Annotated in this window: 21 protein-coding genes and 1 riboswitch; of the genes, 17 read left to right on the plus strand and 4 right to left on the minus strand. The window is 35.2% G+C overall.

Annotated elements, in window-relative coordinates; translation table 11 throughout:
• The first annotated feature begins 215 nt into the window (after positions 1-215).
• The 3 genes from AB8S09_RS10035 to AB8S09_RS10045 all read left to right on the plus strand — a co-directional run bounded on the left by AB8S09_RS10035 (position 216) and on the right by AB8S09_RS10045 (position 3,204).
• Positions 216-1,049, plus strand: a complete 834-nt coding sequence (locus AB8S09_RS10035; protein ID WP_294181846.1) for a hypothetical protein — start codon at positions 216-218, stop codon at positions 1,047-1,049.
• Positions 1,015-2,028: an SPL family radical SAM protein gene (locus AB8S09_RS10040; RefSeq protein ID WP_294181843.1), complete on the plus strand. Its 1,014-nt coding sequence runs from the start codon at positions 1,015-1,017 to the stop codon at positions 2,026-2,028. The genes AB8S09_RS10035 and AB8S09_RS10040 overlap by 35 nt, the downstream gene beginning before the upstream one ends.
• A gap of 84 nt (positions 2,029-2,112) precedes the next feature.
• Entirely contained in the window at positions 2,113-3,204 is a 1,092-nt protein-coding gene (locus tag AB8S09_RS10045) for a glycerol dehydrogenase (RefSeq protein WP_294181841.1), read from the plus strand.
• A 98-nt stretch (positions 3,205-3,302) separates the two neighbouring features.
• On the opposite strand, the gene AB8S09_RS10050 is transcribed toward AB8S09_RS10045, so the two are convergent.
• From AB8S09_RS10050 to AB8S09_RS10060, 3 genes are read right to left on the minus strand one after another with little or no spacing between them, the layout of a single operon-like run.
• Entirely contained in the window at positions 3,303-4,442 is a 1,140-nt protein-coding gene (locus tag AB8S09_RS10050; protein ID WP_294181839.1) for a glycosyltransferase, read from the minus strand.
• Positions 4,443-4,445: 3 nt separating this feature from the next.
• Entirely contained in the window at positions 4,446-5,606 is a 1,161-nt protein-coding gene (locus AB8S09_RS10055; RefSeq protein ID WP_294181837.1) for a glycosyltransferase family 4 protein, read from the minus strand.
• A gap of 23 nt (positions 5,607-5,629) precedes the next feature.
• Complete coding sequence (locus AB8S09_RS10060) at positions 5,630-6,694, minus strand: nucleotidyltransferase family protein (RefSeq protein WP_294181835.1); 1,065 nt, start codon at positions 6,692-6,694, stop codon at positions 5,630-5,632.
• A gap of 473 nt (positions 6,695-7,167) precedes the next feature.
• On the opposite strand from AB8S09_RS10060, the gene AB8S09_RS10065 reads away from it, so the two are divergent.
• From AB8S09_RS10065 to AB8S09_RS10105, 9 genes are all read left to right on the plus strand, one after another.
• Positions 7,168-8,169, plus strand: coding sequence for an ABC transporter substrate-binding protein (locus tag AB8S09_RS10065; protein WP_294181833.1), 1,002 nt, complete (start codon positions 7,168-7,170; stop codon positions 8,167-8,169).
• Positions 8,132-8,887, plus strand: coding sequence for an ABC transporter permease (locus AB8S09_RS10070; RefSeq protein ID WP_294181831.1), 756 nt, complete (start codon positions 8,132-8,134; stop codon positions 8,885-8,887). The genes AB8S09_RS10065 and AB8S09_RS10070 overlap by 38 nt, the downstream gene beginning before the upstream one ends.
• A 14-nt stretch (positions 8,888-8,901) precedes the next feature.
• Positions 8,902-9,510, plus strand: coding sequence for an ABC transporter ATP-binding protein (locus AB8S09_RS10075; RefSeq protein ID WP_294181828.1), 609 nt, complete (start codon positions 8,902-8,904; stop codon positions 9,508-9,510).
• Positions 9,511-9,585: 75 nt separating this feature from the next.
• Positions 9,586-9,698, plus strand: a riboswitch (TPP riboswitch).
• Positions 9,699-9,832: 134 nt separating this feature from the next.
• Positions 9,833-10,492 (plus strand): thiaminase II, encoded by a 660-nt coding sequence (gene tenA, locus AB8S09_RS10080; RefSeq protein ID WP_294181826.1) that lies wholly within the window; start codon positions 9,833-9,835, stop codon positions 10,490-10,492.
• A 9-nt stretch (positions 10,493-10,501) separates the two neighbouring features.
• Entirely contained in the window at positions 10,502-11,257 is a 756-nt protein-coding gene (locus AB8S09_RS10085; RefSeq protein WP_294181824.1) for an ABC transporter ATP-binding protein, read from the plus strand.
• Positions 11,254-11,997 carry an ABC transporter permease gene (locus tag AB8S09_RS10090; protein WP_294181822.1) on the plus strand — a complete coding sequence of 248 codons (744 nt, stop codon included), beginning with the start codon at positions 11,254-11,256 and terminating at the stop codon, positions 11,995-11,997. The genes AB8S09_RS10085 and AB8S09_RS10090 overlap by 4 nt, the downstream gene beginning before the upstream one ends.
• Positions 11,994-13,010 carry an ABC transporter substrate-binding protein gene (locus AB8S09_RS10095; protein WP_294181820.1) on the plus strand — a complete coding sequence of 339 codons (1,017 nt, stop codon included), beginning with the start codon at positions 11,994-11,996 and terminating at the stop codon, positions 13,008-13,010. The genes AB8S09_RS10090 and AB8S09_RS10095 overlap by 4 nt, the downstream gene beginning before the upstream one ends.
• A 226-nt stretch (positions 13,011-13,236) precedes the next feature.
• Positions 13,237-14,142: a bifunctional enoyl-CoA hydratase/phosphate acetyltransferase gene (locus AB8S09_RS10100; RefSeq protein ID WP_369869063.1), complete on the plus strand. Its 906-nt coding sequence runs from the start codon at positions 13,237-13,239 to the stop codon at positions 14,140-14,142.
• A gap of 45 nt (positions 14,143-14,187) precedes the next feature.
• Positions 14,188-15,381 carry a pyridoxal phosphate-dependent aminotransferase gene (locus AB8S09_RS10105; RefSeq protein WP_294181859.1) on the plus strand — a complete coding sequence of 398 codons (1,194 nt, stop codon included), beginning with the start codon at positions 14,188-14,190 and terminating at the stop codon, positions 15,379-15,381.
• Between the two features lie 83 nt (positions 15,382-15,464).
• On the opposite strand, the gene AB8S09_RS10110 is transcribed toward AB8S09_RS10105, so the two are convergent.
• Positions 15,465-16,268, minus strand: a complete 804-nt coding sequence (locus tag AB8S09_RS10110) for a polysaccharide deacetylase family protein (RefSeq protein WP_294181816.1) — start codon at positions 16,266-16,268, stop codon at positions 15,465-15,467.
• Positions 16,269-16,427: 159 nt separating this feature from the next.
• Here AB8S09_RS10110 and AB8S09_RS10115 point away from each other — a divergent pair, with 159 nt between their 5' ends.
• The 5 genes from AB8S09_RS10115 to AB8S09_RS10135 all read left to right on the plus strand — a co-directional run bounded on the left by AB8S09_RS10115 (position 16,428) and on the right by AB8S09_RS10135 (position 21,681).
• Positions 16,428-17,000, plus strand: coding sequence for a TetR/AcrR family transcriptional regulator (locus AB8S09_RS10115; protein ID WP_294181814.1), 573 nt, complete (start codon positions 16,428-16,430; stop codon positions 16,998-17,000).
• 106 nt (positions 17,001-17,106) lie between these two features.
• Positions 17,107-17,520: a MarR family winged helix-turn-helix transcriptional regulator gene (locus AB8S09_RS10120; RefSeq protein ID WP_294181812.1), complete on the plus strand. Its 414-nt coding sequence runs from the start codon at positions 17,107-17,109 to the stop codon at positions 17,518-17,520.
• A gap of 342 nt (positions 17,521-17,862) precedes the next feature.
• Positions 17,863-19,161, plus strand: a complete 1,299-nt coding sequence (locus tag AB8S09_RS10125) for a GntP family permease (RefSeq protein WP_294181811.1) — start codon at positions 17,863-17,865, stop codon at positions 19,159-19,161.
• A gap of 173 nt (positions 19,162-19,334) precedes the next feature.
• Positions 19,335-20,111 (plus strand): enoyl-CoA hydratase-related protein, encoded by a 777-nt coding sequence (locus tag AB8S09_RS10130; RefSeq protein ID WP_369869064.1) that lies wholly within the window; start codon positions 19,335-19,337, stop codon positions 20,109-20,111.
• A gap of 19 nt (positions 20,112-20,130) precedes the next feature.
• Positions 20,131-21,681 carry an acyl CoA:acetate/3-ketoacid CoA transferase gene (locus AB8S09_RS10135; protein WP_369869065.1) on the plus strand — a complete coding sequence of 517 codons (1,551 nt, stop codon included), beginning with the start codon at positions 20,131-20,133 and terminating at the stop codon, positions 21,679-21,681.
• Positions 21,682-21,692 lie beyond the last annotated feature (11 nt).

Raw genomic sequence — 21,692 nt, forward strand, 5'->3', positions numbered from 1 at the left:
GCATCGGAGCTTAACAAGATTGTAGAGAAGTTGAATGAGGAGACGTGCAAGTTCAAGATACAGGAAGATGATGTCAAGGTTAAAGCAAAGACTGACAGAAAATAATATTTTGATAAGAAAGGACCTTGAATTTATTCAGGTTCTTTCTTATTATATACAGTAGAACTTAATGTAAATTGTAAATTGTGAATTGAATAAAAGTGGAGGTAAATATATTGATTTTTATATCGACAGTATTGCATTGTGAAGCAGAGCCTTTTATAAAGAAATTTTCTTTGAAAAAAGACAGGAATATAAAAAAGTTTCAGGTTTTTAAAAACAACGAGATTGTAGTCATAGTGAGTAAAAAAGGTGCTGTTAATGCTGCCAGCGCCTGTGCTTATGCTGCAGGTAAATTTGACATGGATGAATATGACATCTTTATAAATGTGGGGCTGTGTGTAAGCAGAAATAGAAACTTGAAAAAAGGCACTGCAGTGCTTTGCAATAAGATAATGGATAGTGATACAAATAGTGATTTTTATCCTGATATGATATTTAAACACCCTTTTGAAGAAGGGTGTCTGGAAAGTTTCCCAGGTGTTTTGGATAATAAAAAACTTGAAAAATCAAAGGGAGATATTTTGGATAAGGAAGGGGCCGCTTTTTTTCAATCCGCATCCATATTTCTGCCCGCTCACAGAATTTACTGCTTGAAAATAGTGTCGGGATATTTAAGCAGCGGTACTCTGGAGGAGAGAGAAAAAGGCAGTTTGGTTGGGAAAAATATAGAGGAAATCTGCAAGTGGATGTATGATGTCGCCAGGGGGTGTGGAAAGCCTAAAAATGTACTTGATGAGAGAGATATGGATTATATAAATGAAATTATATCCAATCTCAGTTTGTCGGTATCCATGCAGGAAAAACTCAAAAAATTGGCCAGAGCCTATAAAATAAGGAATGGTGATTTACTGCTTGCCCTGGAGCCATTTACACAAATTTGCTGTAAAACTAAGAGGGAGGGGAAGGTATACTTTGAAAAACTTGAACAACAGCTTAATTTCATCTAGGTTTTCTCATATTTATGTAGAGGACAGAATCTTCCAAAATGAAAATACCAGGGCTATTCTTTCAAAATTTAAAAATTCAAGGGTAATAAGGATAAAACATTACAAGGATATTTTCTGCAGACATAATCAGACATTTTCGGTTCAAAAAGAATCTGCCAAATTGATATTGGCCTATAATGATGGAAATTTAATCTATAAGGGAGCTAAAGTCTGTAATGATTTTGGAAACAAATATTTTTATTATACGTCTTCTATTATAAATTGCATTTATGATTGCGAGTACTGCTATCTTCAGGGGATGTATTCCTCGGCAAATATAGTTATATTTGTCAATATAGAGGATATTTTTGCCCAGGTAGACCGTATCTTGAAGAGACACCCGGCATATATCTGCATATCCTATGATACAGATATGATGTCTTTTGAAAATATAACTGGATTTTTACATAGATGGTTGAAGTTTGCTGAAAAAAGAGACAATTTAAAGGTAGAAATTAGAACAAAAAGCTCTAATTTTAAAAGTATGGAGAATATCAAACCTATAGATAATGTGATACTTGCGTGGACAATTTCACCGGATGAGATTGCCCGAAAATATGAGCACAGGGCACCAACTTTGGATTCAAGGCTAAAATCGGCAAAAAATGCTCTGGACAGAGGATGGAAAGTCAGAATATGTTTTGATCCGGCACTATATGTTAAAAATTGGGATAGATATTATAAAAAATGTATCGAAAAAACTTTTAAAATTATTCCAGCAGAAAAAATACAGGATATCAGTATAGGAGTTTTTAGAATTTCAAAGAATTATTTTAAAAACATGATGAGATCGAACACTCAGTCATTTTTACTCTCTTATCCTTTTAAAGTGCAGGAAGGTGTATGTACCTACTCGAAGATGCACTTTAAAAGTATGATGGATTTTATTTATGGTATAGTTTTGAATTATGTTGGGGAAGATAAAATATTTGTACAATAACGTGATAGATGTGTATTTTATATTATGTTCTACTATAGTATAATGTAATTGTTAAAATAACTACAATTAAGGGAGTGGTTAAAAATGTCCAGAATTATCATTTCTCCGGGAAAATATATACAGGGTAATGGAGAGCTCAATAAGATAGCAGATTATGTCAAGGAACTCGGTGACAGTTTTTTTGTAATAGCTAGTGAAAATGGTATCAAAAGGACAAGAGGCAAGATAGAGGAGAGTTTCAAGGGAAAAAACTGTTCATTGAATTTTGAATCTTTTAATGGAGAATGTTCTAAAAGCGAAATAGATAGATTACGCAAGAAAATGGAACAGAATGGCAGCAATGTGGTAATTGGTGTAGGTGGGGGAAAGATATTTGACACTGCAAAGGCAGTGGCATATTATGCAGGTACTCCAGTTGTAATAGTTCCCACTATAGCGGCTACTGATGCACCTTGCAGTGCGCTTTCTGTAATATATACGGATGAAGGTGTGTTTAGCGAGTATTTGGTACTTCCTAGAAATCCGGATATAGTGCTTGTGGATTCATCGATAGTGGCCAAAGCTCCGGTAAGACTTCTTGTTTCAGGGATGGGAGATGCCCTTGCAACCTATTTTGAAGCCAGGGCCTGCGTCAGATCCGGGGCAGTTACCATGGCAGGAGGTAAAGTTACAAAAGCCGCCTTTGCACTTTCAAGACTGTGCTACGATACGCTGCTTGAAGATGGGCTTAAGGCCAAATTATCTGTTGTAAATAAAGTGTCTACAAAGGCATTGGAAAATATAATTGAAGCAAATACCTATCTGAGTGGAATTGGATTTGAAAGCAGTGGACTGGCAGCTGCCCATGCCATTCATAATGGATTTACGGCAATCAGGGAATGCCATAATCTATATCATGGAGAAAAAGTTGCTTTTGGGACTTTAGTTCAATTGATTCTTGAAAATAGTCCTGCGGAGGAAATAGGGGAGGTAATAGATTTTTGCGTGGAATTAGGGCTTCCAATTACGCTGGAGGATCTTGGAATCAATGAAATAAATAAGGATGATATAATGAAAGTGGCGGAGATTTCCTGCGGCAAAAATGACACTATGGGAAATATGCCTTTTGAGGTAACAGAAGAAGATGTCTATTCTGCAATACTTACTGCGGATGAATTCGGGAAAATGTATAAGTAGGATAATAAATAACTGCCAGTTTTTGATTTAAATCAGAAACTGGCAGTTATTTGTTTGTAGACTATGATGTTATGACTACAAATAAATTAGACTTTAGACTATTGTAAGGTATCCAATGTGAGTTCAGTTATTATTTTTGCAAGTATGCTTTCAGCGCCTTCATTTAAATTTATATGTGTTTTCATTATTCCGTCATAGCTTCCATGGGTAAATTCATCCACCAAAATCTTGTTTCTAGAATTTTTTCCGCAAAACCATTCATAGCAGGCATATGCCTTGTCAAGATATTTTTGATTTTTGAATATTTTATATGCTTCTGTATACATGATGCACATACCGCAGGCTTCTATGGGTTGTTCGTCAAATTCGGAAGGAGCTGAATCTCCTTTTTTAAACCAGGTGTTGCTGCCTATGGGTTTGAAATATCCCTTTGCAAAGCAGAGCTTTTCCAGAAAATTCAATGACTCAAGTGCAATATCCAAATAGTATTTATTGCCTAAAATGTTTCCGCTTCTCAATAGGCTGCATGGAAGTATTGCATTCCCGTAAGTCAGGCTGTCTTCGAACCAATGCCATGAATTTTCAGAATGAGTTTTAAAACTATCTATGAGATACTGACATATATTTATTATTTCACTTTTTGCAATGTTCATCAGATCTTCCATATTTTTTACCGGTACATTGTTGACTTTTGAAATTTCAATACCGTTTAAATATCTATCCATAGGTTCTTTCATAACACCAGAGTTGTTTTTCCTTTCCAAAACCTTGTAAATAAGGTTTAATCCCAGCAGTGAATAGACTTTCCCCTTTATATTGGTCAATGAATTTATATTGGGAAGCGCCCTGTATATCATGGTTAAAGCTGCAGATTTTATGGATTGTGGTACACTTTCCGACTTGAAGGTATATCCAAGCGCCCACAGGCACCTTCCAAAACAGTCTTGAGATCCTTCTTCCTCTATAAAATTTCTATTGTAATCCATGAAATTTTTAAAAGTACCTTTTTTATTTTGGGCATACAACAAAAATGAACTGTATGTCAATAATAATTTTAAATATTTTTTGCTTTTGAATTTTTCATAGAGCATTACAGCTGTAATTAAAGCTCTTGAATTATCATCTGTAGTGTAGCCGGAGTTTGGATCAGGCACTGAAAATACACTGTGCTGGATGATTCCCGTATCATCCGTTGCTATAAAAAGTGGTACTGAGTTTTCTTCTTCAAAAATACGCATTTTTTACACCACCTGCTTTGTAATTTTACTGGTTTTAATTGTGTTTGAAAACAGATTCTCATATTGTTGTGCTACATAAGGCCATTTCATTTTTTTACCTGTATTAAACATCTTTTTTTCCATACTTTTCCTGGCCGTTGGATTATTCAACAGGTATAATATGGCTTTTGCCAGAGAGCTTGAATCCTTTGATTTGGCAAGCATTCCCCTTCCATCCTTTAACATTTCCTTGGCATATCTGTAGGGAGTTGAAACTATTACTTTTCCATATCCTGCGGCATAAGCCAGTGTACCGCTTACTGCTTGTTCAGTTGCCAGATAAGGTGTTACATATATGTCGGACAGTGTTAAATACTGTACTATTTCCTTTTTTGTAAGATATTTATTTACAAAACGTACGTTATCTTCTATATGAAGCTCTGAAACTAAATTTTGTAATTTGGTTCTGTAACTTTCTCCATGGGCTTTTCGTACACAGGGATGAGTTTCACCTAGTATTAGATAAAGTACCTTAGGATGGGTTTCAACTACCTGACTTATGGCTTCAATGGCATATTCTATTCCCTTCCCGGGATCCAGAAGCCCAAATGTGCTTATTACATTTCTGCCTTTGCAGTCTAATTTTTCTTTTAGGGTCTTTTTACTTTCTACGGCAATATCAGGTACACCGTGAGGTATTACTGCAATTTTATTTTCCGGTATGTCATACACTTGATTTAAGATTCCTATGGAATTTTCTCCCATGGTGATTATTTTCTTGCTTTTACTGCCCAATACTTTGAGTATTTCTCGCTGGTTTTTATTTGGTTTTGAGAGTATGGTATGAAGAGTTGTTATAAATGGGATTTTCAAATTGTTTATAAAATCCAGTAAATATTCTCCGCAGTCTCCTCCGTATATTCCGTATTCATGTTCTATAACCACTAAATCCGTGTTGGAATTATTTATTGAATTTGCAAGACGTATATAGGATTTTCTGTCAAACTGATTTAAGACAAAAGATACCTCATTTCCGTACTTGTAATTTTCATCGTTTATGGCAGCTATTTTATAATTGTCAGAAGGAAATTTGTTTTTTAGATTTTTGATCAAATCAGCAGTAAAAGTGGCTATTCCACACGCTCGGGGAGGATAAGTACTTAAAAAAATTATATTTTTACTCAATGGTATTCACCTCTTTAGTTTTTTTATATAGCAAGTAGATTGTTATTATCGTAATCATTTGAAACCTGTGCTGTGTTGAGCAATTTGCAATATTTGTCTATAGTACAATCTGATCCTATTATGGAATTTGCTATATTTACATTTTCGTTTATCTTTATTCTGTCCCAAAGGACACTTCTACTTATAGTACTCATCTTGTTTATTTGACAATTGCTTCCTATAACTGTATAAGGTCCTATTTGGGCGCCATCATCAATAGAGGAATTATTCCCTATGAATACCGGCCCTACTATTTTTGCGTTTGGTGATATTCTTACATTTTTATTTTTAAAGATTATGTTTTTTATATCTGAAATATTATTGGTTTTTCTGAATTTATTGCAGCTGCTGTGAAGTATATCTATATGAGCCTGTATATATTTTTTCAAAGTTCCCACGTCAATCCAATAGTCATTGTACTCATAAGCAGCCATTTTATAGTGCTTTTCAAGCAGCAGCGGGTAAATGTCCTTTTCTATTGAAATTACCTTATTTTTTGGAATTTCTTTAAAAACTTCCGGCTCAAATACATAAGCTCCAGCATTTATCCATTTTGAATCTGTTTCTCCTGCTTTTGGCTTTTCTTTAAAGGCATTTATATATTTATCGTGGCCAAATTCTATAACTCCATATTGAGAAGGATCTTTAACTTTTGTCATTGCAATGGAAACCGAAGCTCCCTTCTTCTTGTGGAATTTTACAAAATCTCTATAAGATATGTTGTCTACTATGTCGGAATTCAGAACTATAAATGTGTCATCAAAAAATTTTTCGGAATTTTTTATAGCACCGCCTGTTCCCAGTGGGATATCTTCAGAAACGTAGTCAATTTTTACTCCTAATTTTGACCCGTTATTTAAATAGTTTTTAATGTAATTTGATTTATAGCATGTACTCAGAACTACTTCAGTAACTCCTGATTCCTTCAACTTTGTTATCACTCTCTCTATGAGCGGTTTTCCCATAATTGGAACCATGGGCTTTGGTAACTTGTTTGTCAGAGGCCTTAATCTAGTACCTTTACCCCCAGCTAAAAGTAATGCTTTCATATTGATTCCTCCCTTGTGTTAATTAAATTTCTTATATTGAATAAACATTCCTGCTTGTTTTAATAAGAATGTTATTTCCCAAATAAATTTAAATTATCACACATAACTTTATTATATTAATGGAAAGCATGTTATATTCATGAATAGTATTTTGTCAGGTAACATTTATAACTATTGCTGTGCCCTGCATAACATAATGGAGGACCAGTTTAAGATATGAATTTAAAGTTATGGAATTTAAGAATGTTTCAAATTACCATGATATTATCAGTATTCACTGCCATGAATTGCTAGTAAATTTATTGTAGTATAATAAATTTATTATGTCAACAACAAATTTTTCTTTTAATTTATATTATTTACTGTTTATCCATGGAATGTAATCAATTTTGAGGCTTAATTGCAATTAAAATTCAAAAATAATGTTATAATAGAAAATATGATAATATTAAGTTGTTTTAAGGGGGATTTTTATGAAAAAGAAAATTGGCGTATTCATTATGGCTTTAGTGCTTGTAATATCCACTTTATTTGCAGCAGGCTGCTCCGGCAGTACGGACAGTACTTCGTCTGACAATTCCAAAAATCAGGCCATAAGGATTGCGGCTCTGAAAGGTCCTACTGGAATGGGAATGGCAAAACTTATGGAAGACAAACAGGATTATAACATAACTTTATATGATTCACCGGATCAAATAACCTCTAAACTTATAAATGGAGAGTTAGACGGGGCAGCGGTTCCTTCAAACCTGGCTTCTATTTTATACAATAAGACTAAAGGTGCGGTTAAAGTGGTCGGCATAAACACCCTGGGCGTTTTATACATTGTGGAAAATGGCAGTGCAGTGAAAAATATAGCGGATTTGAGAGGAAAAACCATTTATTCCAGTGATAAGGGTGCTGCTCCTGAATTCATATTGAATTACATATTGAGAAAAAATGGACTTGAACCGGGAAAAGATGTAATTGTAGATTATAAAATGAATCACAGTGATTTGGCAGCGGCAGTGTCGTCCCAAAAAGTCAATTTGGCAGTACTGCCGGAACCTTTTGTAACTACTGTAAAAATGAAGGACAAAAGCCTGCAGGTACCTATAAATTTAACTGAAGAATGGAATAAAGCTTCGGGTGGACAAAGTAAGCTGGCTATGGGTACTATTGTTTTCAGAAAATCATTTATAGATAAAAGGGGAAAAGATTTAGATAAGTTTTTAAGTAAATATAAAGATTCCGTTAATTTTGTAAATTCAAACAAATCAGAGGCTGGAAAACTGATTCAAAAATATGGTATATTACCAAAGGCCAAAGTTGCTGAAATGGCTATACCGAGGAGTAATATGGTCTTTATAAATGCGAAAGATGGGAAGCAAATTCTTCAGAAATTTTATGAAGTTTTATACCAGAGCGATCCAAAATCCGTTGGAGGAAAGATACCAGATGAAAATTTCTATTACAGTGGAAACAACGGCAATTAAAAAATTATGCATACTTCTTTTTTGGCTGTTTGTGTGGGAGCTTTGCTCTCTTTTTATAGGTAATTCGCTTATTCTCCCATCGCCTTTTGAAGTTATAAAAACACTTTTTATTCTTGCACGGGGAACTTATTTCTGGAAAAGTGTATTTAGCAGCATAGTGAGGGTGATTTTAGGAATTTTGATATCAATAGTCATAGGCATTGTATTGGGGGTAATTGCAGGTTTGAATAGACTTGTAGAGGAGATTTTGGATCCTCTTATAATTACAATGAAGGCAACTCCCGTTATGTCAATAATTATTATAGCCTTGATTTGGTTTACTTCATCCCATGTGGTTATTTTTACAGCTATTTTAATATGTTTTCCCATAGTATACACAAATGTTATTCAGGGAATAAAATCGGTGGATAAAGGTTTGATTCAGATGGCAAATGTATATAAAGTCAAAGGGAAGTATCTGCTGAAAGACATATATCTTCCCAGCATAAAAAATTATATTGTATCTGGCATATTGATGTGTCTTGGAATTGGATGGAAAGTATCGGTGGCCTCAGAGGTATTGAGTACACCTAATTACTCCATAGGATTGAATATTTTAAATTCTAAGACAACCCTTGAAACTCCCGAGTTGTTTGCATGGACTATTGTAGTTGTTATACTGAGTTTCACTTTTGAAAAGATATTCAAGTATTATTTATCCAAAAATTGTGCGATCTAGAGAGGATATTTTTTATGAAAGATGACGATAGATATGAAGTTATAATTAGGAATTTGAATAAATCCTATGGCAAATTGTCTGTATTTACGGATTTGAGTCTCAACTTTTTAAAGGATAGAATTACGGTTGTATTTGGACCTTCCGGCTGTGGAAAAACTACTCTTTTAAACATTATAAGTGGAATTGAAAAAGATTATAATGGAGAGGTATATTTGCAGAGCAATAAAATATCCTATGTTTTTCAGGAAGACAGGCTTATTTCACATCTTGATGTATATGAAAATGTGGCTTTTGTATTGAAGTCCAATATGAATAAAAATAAGGTCCAATCAACCGTAAATAGATTTTTGAATATGGTTGAATTGTGGGACTGCAGAGATAAATTTCCCCGGGAGCTAAGCGGAGGTATGAAGAGAAGGGTTGCGCTTGCCAGAGCTTTTGCCTATGATAGTGATTTGCTTTTGATGGATGAACCTTTTAAAGGGCTGGATAGTAGATTAAAGGGTGACATAATAAATAAGTTTTTATTGCTCTACAGGGAAAATAAAAGAACAGTTATATTGGTAACTCATGATAAGGAAGAGGCGAACAAACTGGGAGATATAATTTATTCACTGGATTGAATGGGGGCATTGATTAATTTTAATTGTTGTAGTATTATGAGTGTTGGTTTGGAAGTGTAAAATCAAATAATTTTACAATGATCCCGGGGGTGCTGGTGTTACTGGCTGAGAGTAGGAATTTAATTCTTAGACCCTAAATTGTACCTGATCTGGTTAATGCCAGCGTAGGAAGAGGTTACATTTTAAGTTAGCCAAATAAAGGTACAAACATTTGAGAGTTTGTACCTTTTTTATCCGAACAATATTAATATCAATTGACAATTAGCAGTTGATAGTTGTCAATTGTTAATTATCAACTGTAAATTGTAAATGGGGTGGTTATATGAAAACATCTGCAAGATTATACAAAAGTGTAAATACTATATGGGACTCTTATTACAGACATCCCTTTATAAAGGGAATGGCAGATGGAAGTTTGAAAGTGGATAAATTTAAGTTTTACATGATTCAGGACTACATATATCTTCTGGATTATGTAAAAATATATGCACTTGGAATAGTCAAAGCCAAGGATGAGAGAACTATGCAGGGCTTTTCAAAGATGGTGGACAATATATTGAACGGCGAGATGGATATACACAGGAGCTATATGAGAAGACTTGGTATTACAAGAAAGGATATAGAGAATACCGAAGCTAGTATGGAGAATATTTCCTACACGAATTACATGTTGTCGGTTTCACAGCTGGGAGATTTGACTAATTTAACGGCTTCCCTGCTGGCCTGTATGTGGAGTTATTTCTTAATTGGCAGTAAGCTGAGCAAAATAAAAGGAGCTGTTGAAAATAATTTTTATGGACAGTGGATAAGGGGGTACTCTTCAAAAGACTATGAAAGAGAAACTAAGTGGTTGATTGATTTAATCGACAGGCTGACTGTGAATATATCTGAAAATAAATTTAAGGAACTGGAGAAAATTTTTATAAATACCAGTAAATATGAAAGCATGTTTTGGGATATGGCATACAATAAGGGGATGTAATTTGTAATTATGCTGGAATTTAAAAATATAAGTTTTAAATATGACGAAGACCCTGATTTCATAATAAAAAATCTGAGTTTCAAGGTAAATAAAGGTGAATTTATAAGCATAGTGGGTCCCAGCGGATGCGGCAAGAGTACTATATTCAGGCTTATTTGCAAATTGGAGAAACCATTTGAAGGTGATATATTCCTGGAAGGCAGAAATATAAATACTTTAAAAGGAGGCTATATAGGGTATATGCCCCAGAATGATCTTTTGATACCCTGGAGAACTATACTTCAAAATTCTTCACTGCCTCTTGAAATCAAGGGTGGAGATATAAAAAAGGCCAGGCATGAAGCGGAAAAAATGCTTCAGGATTTTGGCCTGGAAAAGTATAAGGATAAATTTCCGAAGGATTTGTCAGGTGGTATGCGCCAGAGGGTGTCTTTTACGAGAACTCTTCTTACAGGTTCTAAGGTACTTCTTTTGGATGAACCTTTTAGTGCATTAGATGCGATAACGAGGCTTTCAATGCAGGAGTGGCTTCTGGATAAGTGGTCAAAACTGAATAAAACCATATTGTTTATAACTCATGATGTGGAAGAAGCTCTTTTTTTATCTACTAGAATATTTGTGACGGATGGAAGCCCCATAAGAAAATTCAAGGAAATAAAGATGAATCTGGGTTATCCAAGAAAAAGAGATATGATTGATACTCCTGATATTCTGAAAGTAAAATCAAAACTTATAGAAGAACTTAAAAAGGGGGCAAAATTTTGAAAAAATATAGATCCTCCATAATAATAAGCATATTGTTTTTTGCAGCATGGGAGGGAATTGCCAGATATATAGATGCGATGTATATACTTCCCTCGCCTACGGTGATAATAAAAAAAATATGGGAATTAAAAGATATCTTATTTTTGGTTCATTTGCCCGCAACCCTTAGTGTGACTCTTGAAGGACTTGGCATATCCGTAGTATTTGGTGTACTTCTTGCTGCTGCCATGAATATCAGCGAAAAAATACAGAGGGCTCTCTATCCAATTGTAATTGTAACTCAGACAGTTCCAATAACTGCACTTGCTCCAATATTTGTGCTGTGGTTTGGATATGGAATATGGAGCAAGGTACTGGTTACAATACTTATAACATTTTTTCCCATAACAATAAATGTATATGACGGACTTCGCTCTACAAGAAAAGATATGGAAGAACTTCTTTTTACCTATGGTGCCAGTAAAAAAGACATATTTATAAAGTTGAAATTCCCGGCATCGCTTCCCTATTTCTTTTCTGCACTTAAAATAGCAGTACCGCTGAGTGTGGTCGGTGCAGCTATAAGTGAATGGCTTGGGGCACAGGCAGGTCTTGGATATTTTAGCAAGAGGATGATGACACAGCTGGACGGCGCTGGAGTTTTTGCACCTATTGTAATATTATCTGTAGTCGCACTTATTATGGTTAAAATCATAGGTATTCTTGAAAATAAAATAGTGAAAGGAAGGAATGAAGCTTGAAGAAATCAAAAGTTTTGGCTTTTATGCTGTCAGTCCTGATAGTGGTGAGCTTAACAGGATGCGGCAGCAAATCGCCCCAGAGCAGCAGTGGAAAATTGGAAAATGTGGATTTGGTGCTTGATTGGTATCCGAATGCCATACATAGTTTTATATATGCGGCCATTGAAAAAGGGTATTTTAAAGAGGAGGGACTTAAAGTAAACATTAAGTTTCCGTCCGATCCTACAGATCCGCTTACCCTTCCGGCGGCGGGCAGGGCAACTCTTGGGATTTATTATCAGCCGGATCTTATAATTGCAAGGGCCAACCAGGGTGTGCCTGTAAAATCTGTCGGAGCAGTAGTACACACTCCTTTGAATGTAATAATAGCTTTAAAATCAAATAATATAAAATCTCCTAAGGATCTTCAGGGAAAAACTGTGGGTTATTCGGGAAATCCACTTAACACTGAATATGTAAAAACCATGGTTAAAAAGGATGGCGGAAATCCGGGAAATGTTAAAATGGTAGATGTGGGATTTGATCTCCTATCGTCAATGGTAACTAAAAAGGTAGATGCTACTACGGGAGGTCTTATAAATCACGAGGTCCTCATGATGGAAAATGAAAATCATCCTGTGAATTATTTTGATCCCTCTAAATATGGAGTGCCTAACTATTATGAAGAAGTATTTGTAACTAGTGACAAGACTCTTAAAGAAAAACCTGAAACCATTAAAAAATTCATGAAAGCTGCACAAAAGGGTTTTGAATATACAAAGAATAATCCAGATAAGGCTTTGAAAATACTTATGGACAACCAACAAAAAGGGAGTTTTCCCCTTAAGGAAAATGTAGAAAAGAAAAGTTTAAGCATACTTCTGCCTAAAATGGAATCAAAAAATGAACCTTTTCTGAGTCAGGATAAAAGTGTATGGCAGAACAATATAAACTGGTTTAGAAAACAGGGACTTTTGAAGAAAAATGTAAATCCAGAAGATTTTTATGTAAATATTCTGGTAGAAGATAAGTGATGTTTGAAACTTAAAAAACTTGATGCTGAAGAGGCAGAGAACTTAAAAGGGTTAATAGGATGAATTAATGCACCTATTGACCCTTTTATTAGTTTTTTTGTGATCTTTTTAAAGCTAAAGTGCCCGGTTGATGATAAAGTGGACATTGGTATAATATTTGCTCGTTGCAGTTATTGTGAGATAGTTTGCCAGTAATGTTTTGCACGAGAGCTGAAGGAGGAGAAGTATGGTATTTAAGAATTTTGCAGAATTGATTAAAAGTGTTCAAGGTTCTAGAAAAAGAAAAAGAGTGGCAGTAGTTGCTGCACAGGATGAGCATACTTTGATGGCTGTATTTAAAGCAAAAAGAAACAGTATTGCAGAGCCCATATTGATAGGTGACAAAATAAAAATAGAGGGAGTTCTGGAAAAATTGAAAGAACGCCTGGATGATAGTACAATTATTGACGTGGAAAATGACAATGCTGCGGCAGAGAAGGCTGTAGAATTTATACATCAGAATAAAGTGGATTTTATTATGAAGGGGAAAATCCAGACTTCTGATATTTTAAAAGCAGTGGTAAATAAAGAAAAAGGACTTGGAACAGGGAATGTTATGTCTCATTTTGTCTTTAATGAAGTTCCTAATTATCACAAATTAATGGTAACTACAGATGGTGGAATGATGATGTACCCAAATTTGGATGAAAAAAGGCAAATTATTGAAAATGCTGTCAACACACTTATTGCCATGGGGTATGAAAATCCCAAAGTTGCTGTTTTGGCTGCCGTTGAAAAGGTTAATCCTAAGATGCCCGAGTCCGTTGATGCATATATATTGAAAAAAATGAACAGAAGTGGAAAAATCAAAAATTGCATTGTAGAAGGACCTATTTCTTATGATTTGGCCGTGAGCAAAAAATCAGCTGAATTAAAGGGTTACAGCAGTCCTGTGGTAGGGGATGCAGATATTTTAATTTCTCCTGATATCACGGCAGGAAACATACTGGGAAAATCTCTCCTGTGTTCTGCAGGTGCAAGAATGGCAGGGTTTATTGTCGGAGCCAGAGTTCCCATTGTTTTAACATCAAGAGGGTCCTCCGCCGAAGAAAAGTACCTGTCTCTGGTATTGTCTGCAGCAGCCGTTAAATAGCAAAAAATGGCATTGCATGAAAGATGAAAAGAAAGGAGTGACATGATGGTATCAAAAGAAATGTATGAACTGGGAGCAAAACGTTCTGTAATCAGAGATCTGTTTGAATATGGAAAACAGAAAGCTGCAATTGTTGGGAAAGAAAATATATTTGACTTCAGTATTGGAAATCCGACTGTTCCGGCACCGGAATGTGTAAAAGAATCTATAATAAAGCTGCTGAAGACGAAAAAGTCAGATGAGATTCATGGTTATACTTCTGCACAGGGAGATTTTGAAGTTAGAAAAAATATAGCTGATTATATGAACGGTAAGTTTAATTGCCAGCTTAAGGCGGAGAATTTTTATATGACGTGTGGGGCGGCGGCCTCGCTGTCCATTACACTTAAAGCTCTTACTGTAAGTTCCGAAGATGAATTTATTATTATTGCACCTTATTTTCCGGAGTACAGAGTATTTATAAAAAATGCAGGCGCAAAGGTCATAGCAGTACCGGCGGATCCGGAAGATTTTCAAATTCAGGTGAATTTGCTGGAAAAAGCTATTGATTTTCATACAAGAGGAATAATAATAAATTCTCCAAATAATCCATCGGGTGTTGTTTATTCAGAAAAGACATTGAGGTCTTTGGCAGGTTTGTTGAAGAGGAAATCCAAAGAATATAAAAAAGCTTTGTACCTCATATCGGATGAACCCTATAGGGAAATTGTATATGACGGCATACAGGTGCCCTATATTCCTGATTATTACGAAAATACAATTATATGTTATTCGTACAGCAAATCGCTTTCACTTCCAGGAGAACGAATAGGATATATCCTGATTCCAAGTTTTGTGGAAAATGCCCGGGATGTGTATACGGCGGTATGCGGTGCAGGACGTTCCCTTGGATATGTATGTGCCCCGAGTCTGTTCCAGAGGGTAATCATGCAGTGCCTTGGGAAAACGTCGGATATAGCATTGTATGATTCAAATAGAAAATTACTGTATGATGGGCTTAACAAGATGGGTTATCGATGTGTCAGACCAGATGGTGCATTTTATCTGTTTGTAAGGTCATTGGAAGAAAATGCAGTTGATTTTTCTGAAAATGCAAAGAAATTTAATCTTCTAATTGTGCCGTCAGATGATTTTGGATGTCCTGGATATGTAAGAATATCTTATTGTGTTGATCCGGAGATGATAAAAAGATCCTTTTATGCATTCCAGAAATTAAAAGATTTATACCAATCGGGTTAAAGTTTTCTGACGTTTTAAATTGAATAAAGATGACAATTGGGTAGGGACTGCCGCACAATTAATTTTGCAGCAGTCCCTATATATTATTTCAATGTTTCAAAGGAATAACCCTGTGATTTAAAATATTCTATAACCTGAGGCAATGCCTGTACAGTAGTAACTTTCGTGGGTGCATCGTGCATTAATACAACTAGGTGATCATGGTTGGAGTATCTTTTGACCTTATTTATCAGGTGTTCTACGGGAACTCCGTTATGTTCAGCGTCACCGGTCAGATCATTCCAATCTACATATTGATATCCATTTTTTTTAGCTTCTTCCCTAAATGGCTGCAATTTCTGCCCGAAAGAACCTCCTGGGAATCTTATGAGTTTTAAGTTATAGTTATTCCCCAATATGGATTTTAATATTCCATCACATCTTTTTACATCACTGATGAATATCTTCGGGTTTGAATAAATATATCTCATGTCATGGGAATAAGTATGATTTCCAATTATATTTCCACCGGCAGCCTCTTCTTTTACGAGGCTTTTATTTCGTTCTGCATTTTTACCAATTAAAAAAAATGTAGCTTTTACATTGTATTTTTTTAATATCTTCAATATTTGAGGAGTATTGTTTGCAGAAGGTCCATCGTCAAAAGTCAGATATACAACTTTTCTTCCATCCGATCTATAGGGATTAAAATTATTTTGATCTTTTAAACTGATGTTTTGTACATTACTTTCCCTTTTATTCATATATTTTTGAGATTCCACAGAAGAATTATTGGCCGATATTGTCTTCGACTTTTTATGAGATAATTCTGCTCCATAAATAAATCCAAGAGAAAATAAAAACAAAATTGATATTGAAATTATTAAAGCATTTTTTTTGTATTTCATTGTAACATCTCCATTTATGTACGTCCAGGTATATTATATACTTTAAAAGAGATTTAAACATGGTTTTTTTAATAAAATCATATTGACATAGAAGTTAAATTATAATAATCTATTATATAGACTAGTTATAATAATTTTATTTGTAGAAGGGCGTATCTTATGAATTCTAAAAATAATTCGAGGGAAAAAATACTCAACACTGCCGCTAAGCTTTTCCAAATCAAAGGATTCAATGCTACTGGATTAAATGAAATTTTAAAGGAAAGCAAATCTCCTAAGGGCTCTCTTTATTATTATTTTCCAGATGGTAAGGAACAATTAGCTTTAGAAGCAATTCAACTGGCAAACAAATCTATAATAAAAAGGGTGGGAACTGCACTAAATGAATATTCGGATCCTATTAAAGCCATAAAGTATTTAATAAATAATATAATGAATGACTTAAAAAAAGAAAATAAGCTTCAGGATATCTCGATAAGTTTAATAGCATTGGAAACATATTCTTCAAATGAGATCTTGAGAGAAGCTTGCAAAAATGTATTTATGGCACTGAGTCATGTTTACGCTGAAAAATTGCTGCAAAATGGATTCACAGAGCAGAAAGCTGAAGAATTGGGTATGGCCATTGAAACGATGATTGAAGGGGCTATTACTGTTTCTGTCACAAGAAAAGATACTGTTCCACTTGCAACGATAGGTAATATAATAGGCATTTTGCTAAGTCAAAATTAGCATATAATTTTTTGACAAATGATAAAGCAAAGCTTTATAATGTAGGTACACTATTTACAATAGGCAATGGCAAAAGAATCAATACCTTATATGAGGAGCAGTTATTATGGAGATCAATGAATGTATCAACTTTTTATTGTCGAGAGCACAACGTAATGTATTTCAGTGCCTCAAATCGGAGCTGTCAGAATTTAATGTAACACCTGCTCAATATGGTGTGCTAAAATGTCTTTGGGGGAAAGAAAGTCAAACGCCCAAACAGATAGCTGATGTTTTGGGTCTAGATGGTTCTACTATTACTGGAATACTTGATAGAATGGAAGTTAAGGATCTTATAAGAAGAGCTGGAAATCCTCAAGATAGAAGGACACTTAAAGTTATTGTTACTGAAAAGGGCTCTAAGCTTCAGAAATCTACGGAAAAAATTGTAGATAGAGTCAATAACTATATGCTTGAAATATTTACAGATGATGAACAGAAACAATTAAAAAAATTTTTAAAGTTAATTGCAAAGCGTTAATTTTTTTATAGGTGAGATAAACTATATTTTTAATATTTTTATAAATATGAAGGATAGAAATTACTGTTATTGATGTTTAAGACAGTGATTTTTTTTATTTTCAAAATAAAATTCTATACTGCCAATCAATTTTCGCGACGAATTTCATCGCCGTTTTTTTTGTATGGCAGAATTGAATTTGCCAAATAATTCGTTGACAAATTATTTGTATACAATTAAAATAAAATTACTAGATGCTGGTAGGAAAATGATAATTTTAATTTAACTGTAAAGGTTTAGATAAGCATGCAGGATAGGCCTAAGGTTAATTTTTATAAAATAAAAAATTGGAGGTAAATAAAAATGACTGGAATTGCTATTAGTTGGGGTGGTGCCGTATTTGGACTAGTGCTTGCCATAGTACTGATTCTTAAAAAGGTAAATCCCGTATATGCTTTATTTGGAGGATCTATTATAGGAGGGGTCTTGGGAGGAGCAAGTCTGAATAAGACAGTTACAATTATTATTGAAGGCACCAATAGTGTAATGCCTGCCGTGGTACGTGTACTAACTGCCGGAGTGCTGGCAGGAGTGCTTATTGAATCTGGAGCTGCAGAAAAGATTGCTGAAACAATAGTTGAAAAACTTGGTGAGAAAAAAGCATTATTAGCTATTGCTGTAGCAACTTTGATAATTACTGCTGTAGGAGTATTTGTAACTGTTGCAATTATTATAGTGGCGCCTATTGCTTTATCTGTAGCTAAAAGGGTTGGCATTTCAAAGACTGCAGTCCTTTTAACCATGGTGGGTGGAGGAAAGGCCGGGAACGTGATATCTCCAAATCCGAATACTATAGCTGTGGCAAAAGGATTTAATCTGGAATTGACTCAGGTTATGATAGCTGGTTTTATACCGGCTGTAATAGGATTAATAGTGACTTGCATCGTAGGTGCATTACTTAGTAAAAAGGGTGTTCAAATTAAGGATTCGGATTTGGTTGTGAAAACAAAATCGATTGATAATGAAAGGCCGAGTTTTTTAAAAGCTATGGTTGCTCCTATTGTGGCAATTGTATTGTTAGGTATTAATCCTATTGGCAATATTTTGAATATATCCTTTCTAAAGAAGATAAGTATAGACTCTATGATAATTCTCCCTCTGGCAGGGTTAATAGGGTTGTTGGCTATGGGAAAAACCAAAAAAGTTATTGAATATACGACATCCGGATTAAATAGAATGTCTGGCACGGCTATTTTATTAATTGGAGCAGGATCTATAGCAGGTATTATTTCTAATTCTAATTTGAGCTCAGTTATAGTAGGTATCATTAAATCATCTGGAATTTCAGGAACATTATTGGCTCCGATTTCAGGCATATTGATGGGTGCGGCTACTGCTTCCACATCTACCGGTGCTATTTTGGCTACAGGATCATTTGGAAAGGCAATTTTGGCAATGGGTATATCTCCAATAAGTGCGGCAGTTATGGTCCATACCGGGGCAGTGGTGGTTGACCATCTACCTCACGGGAATTTTTTCCTGGTATCTGCACAATCTGTTAAAATGAATATATCTGATCGTATGAAACTTATCCCGTATGAATCCATAGTAGGAGGAAGCATATGTGCGGCAGCTACTGTAATATATGGGTTTCTATTGTAATTTGAGAATAAAATTATTCATTGTTTGTAAAAAAATAAATAGTTCAATTTTTTACAATTATTTGTTGACAAATAATTTGCATACAAGTATAATTGAATTAAACGTTAACATAAATAATGTTTACAAAGTAAAAAATAATTGCCAATTATGTGGCACAAAATGGGGGATGTATAATGGACAATGTAATTTTAAGGGAGAAAAACGGTATAGCTTATGTTACTATCAATAGACCCAAGGCACTCAATGCACTCAATAGTGCAACCTTAACAGAATTGGATTCAGTTGTAGGTGAAATATCCCAAAAACGGGATGTGAAAGCGGTAATAGTAACAGGAGCCGGAGAAAAATCTTTTGTAGCAGGTGCAGATATAGTGGAAATGAGTAAGTTAAATTCGATGGAAGCAGCAAACTTTTCAAGACTTGCACAAAAGGTATTTTCTGAAATAGAAAATTTACCTAAGTTAATTGTGGCAGCAGTTAATGGTTATGCGTTAGGCGGCGGGTGTGAGCTCGCCATGGCATGTGATGTAAGGCTTGCTTCAAAGAAAGCCAAATTTGGACAGCCTGAAGTCAATCTTGGGATACTTCCAAGTTTTGGAGGAACACAGAGGCTTCCAAGATTGGTAGGTAAGGGTAGAGCCAAAGAATTGATATTTTCCACAGATATGATAGATGCCCAGGAGGCATACCGTATAGGACTTGCCAATAAAGTCTATGAGCCTGATGAATTGATATCAAAATCAGAAGAGTTTGCCAAAAAGGTGATGAGTAAATCTCCATGGGGAGTTAGGCTGGCAAAAGCCTCTATAAATAATGGATTAGACGTGGATCTGGAGGCAGGGCTCAAATATGAGTCAAATTCGTTCGGATTATGTTTTTCCACTGAAGATCAAAAAGAAGGCATGAATGCTTTCCTGGAGAAAAGAAAAGCTAATTTCAAAGATCGTTAAATAAAGAGAGGGGTTTATCATGGGTTTAAGATTTTTAAAATCCTCCAAAGCAGCTGAACTAGTTAATGAGGGAGACGTGATCGTCACAAGCGGTTTTGTAGGAAGTCTATGTGCTGAAGCACTTACGACAGCGCTGGAAAATCGTTTTCAGAAGACAGGTCATCCAAATGATTTAACTTTGGTATATTCTGCAGCTCAAGGAGATGGCAAAGGGAAAGGTGTAGATCATTTTGCACATGAGGGATTTGTAAAGAGAGTTGTGGGGGGACACTGGAACTTATCACCTGAATTGGGAAAAATGGCAGTGGAGAATAGGATAGAGGCATATAATCTTCCACAGGGTACAATATCTCAGCTGTATAGGGATATAGCTGGTAAGAGAATAGGAACTATAACTCATGTGGGTTTGAATACTTTTGTAGATCCGAGAATAGAAGGAGGAAAATTAAACGATGTCACTAGAGAGGATATAGTAAAACTTATAGATATTGAAGGGGAAGAAAAATTATTTTATAAGTCCTTCGACATTGATGTATGTTTCCTCCGCGGGACTTATGCAGATAAAAACGGCAATATTTCACTGGAAAGAGAAGTAGCTACCATAGATGTGCTTTCAATAGCACAGGCATGTAAGAATACGGGAGGTACTGTTGTAGTGCAGGTTGAAAAGGTTGTAGATGTAGGACAATTGGATCCAAGGCTTGTAAAGATACCTGGGATATACGTCGATGCTGTTGTGGTTGCTGAACCTGAGTACCATGAACAGTTTTTCGGATGCAGCGGATTCGATCCTGCTTTAACAGGTGAAGTTAGAATACCTCTTGGAGATATAGAAAGCCCTAAGTTAAACGCCAGAAAAATAATAGCCAGGAGAGGTGCCATGGAACTTGAACCGGATACCGTTGTAAATCTTGGTATAGGAATACCCGAGGTGATATCAGCCGTAGCCAATGAAGAGGGAATTGGGGAATATATGACGATGACTGTAGAAGCAGGGCCCATAGGGGGTGTGCCTATGGGCGGATCAGCTTTTGGTGCATGTATAAATGCTGAATCAATTATAGATGAAGCCTATCAATTTGATTTCTACGATGGTGGAGGGACAGATCTGGCATTTTTAGGGCTGGCACAAGCGGATAAAGGTGGAAATATAAATGTAAGCAAATTTGGATCACGTATAGCCGGATGTGGCGGTTTTATAAATATAACCCAAAATGCCAAAAAAGTATTTTTCTGTGGTACTTTCACTGCGGGCGGCTTAAAAGTGGAGACTGAAAATGGAAGACTAAAAATAATTCAAGAAGGAAAAGTACCTAAGTTTTTAGATAAAGTTGAACAGATTACTTTCAGCGGGGAATATGCCAGAAAAATAAGACAGCCGGTTATGTATATAACTGAAAGAGCTGTGTTTGAATTGAAAAACGATGGATTGTATCTTACAGAAATAGCTCCAGGTGTGGATCTTGAAAAGGATATACTCGATTTAATGGGGTTCAGGCCTAAGATGGACAAAGTAAAGACTATGGATGAAAGAATCTTTTGTGACAAATTAATGGGATTGAAAAAATAAATTTAGGAGGT

Origin of the sequence: Clostridium lapidicellarium, from assembly GCF_041224415.1 — a bacterium.
Classification (GTDB): Bacteria; Bacillota; Clostridia; order Clostridiales; family Clostridiaceae; genus Clostridium_B; species Clostridium_B lapidicellarium.

What these genes read in the sequence shown, in the direction of transcription:
- AB8S09_RS10070 (WP_294181831.1), top strand. Translation starts at nt 8,132, where the DNA reads ATGAAAATTTCTATTACAGTGGAAACAACGGCAATTAAAAAATTATGC.
- AB8S09_RS10125 (WP_294181811.1), top strand. Translation starts at nt 17,863, where the DNA reads ATGACTGGAATTGCTATTAGTTGGGGTGGTGCCGTATTTGGACTAGTG.
- AB8S09_RS10105 (WP_294181859.1), top strand. Translation starts at nt 14,188, where the DNA reads ATGGTATCAAAAGAAATGTATGAACTGGGAGCAAAACGTTCTGTAATC.
- AB8S09_RS10130 (WP_369869064.1), top strand. Translation starts at nt 19,335, where the DNA reads ATGGACAATGTAATTTTAAGGGAGAAAAACGGTATAGCTTATGTTACT.
- AB8S09_RS10065 (WP_294181833.1), top strand. Translation starts at nt 7,168, where the DNA reads ATGAAAAAGAAAATTGGCGTATTCATTATGGCTTTAGTGCTTGTAATA.
- AB8S09_RS10045 (WP_294181841.1), top strand. Translation starts at nt 2,113, where the DNA reads ATGTCCAGAATTATCATTTCTCCGGGAAAATATATACAGGGTAATGGA.
- AB8S09_RS10050 (WP_294181839.1), bottom strand. Translation starts at nt 4,442, where the DNA reads ATGCGTATTTTTGAAGAAGAAAACTCAGTACCACTTTTTATAGCAACG.
- tenA (WP_294181826.1), top strand. Translation starts at nt 9,833, where the DNA reads ATGAAAACATCTGCAAGATTATACAAAAGTGTAAATACTATATGGGAC.
- AB8S09_RS10075 (WP_294181828.1), top strand. Translation starts at nt 8,902, where the DNA reads ATGAAAGATGACGATAGATATGAAGTTATAATTAGGAATTTGAATAAA.
- AB8S09_RS10060 (WP_294181835.1), bottom strand. Translation starts at nt 6,694, where the DNA reads ATGAAAGCATTACTTTTAGCTGGGGGTAAAGGTACTAGATTAAGGCCT.
- AB8S09_RS10100 (WP_369869063.1), top strand. Translation starts at nt 13,237, where the DNA reads ATGGTATTTAAGAATTTTGCAGAATTGATTAAAAGTGTTCAAGGTTCT.
- AB8S09_RS10135 (WP_369869065.1), top strand. Translation starts at nt 20,131, where the DNA reads ATGGGTTTAAGATTTTTAAAATCCTCCAAAGCAGCTGAACTAGTTAAT.
- AB8S09_RS10085 (WP_294181824.1), top strand. Translation starts at nt 10,502, where the DNA reads ATGCTGGAATTTAAAAATATAAGTTTTAAATATGACGAAGACCCTGAT.
- AB8S09_RS10115 (WP_294181814.1), top strand. Translation starts at nt 16,428, where the DNA reads ATGAATTCTAAAAATAATTCGAGGGAAAAAATACTCAACACTGCCGCT.
- AB8S09_RS10120 (WP_294181812.1), top strand. Translation starts at nt 17,107, where the DNA reads ATGGAGATCAATGAATGTATCAACTTTTTATTGTCGAGAGCACAACGT.
- AB8S09_RS10110 (WP_294181816.1), bottom strand. Translation starts at nt 16,268, where the DNA reads ATGAAATACAAAAAAAATGCTTTAATAATTTCAATATCAATTTTGTTT.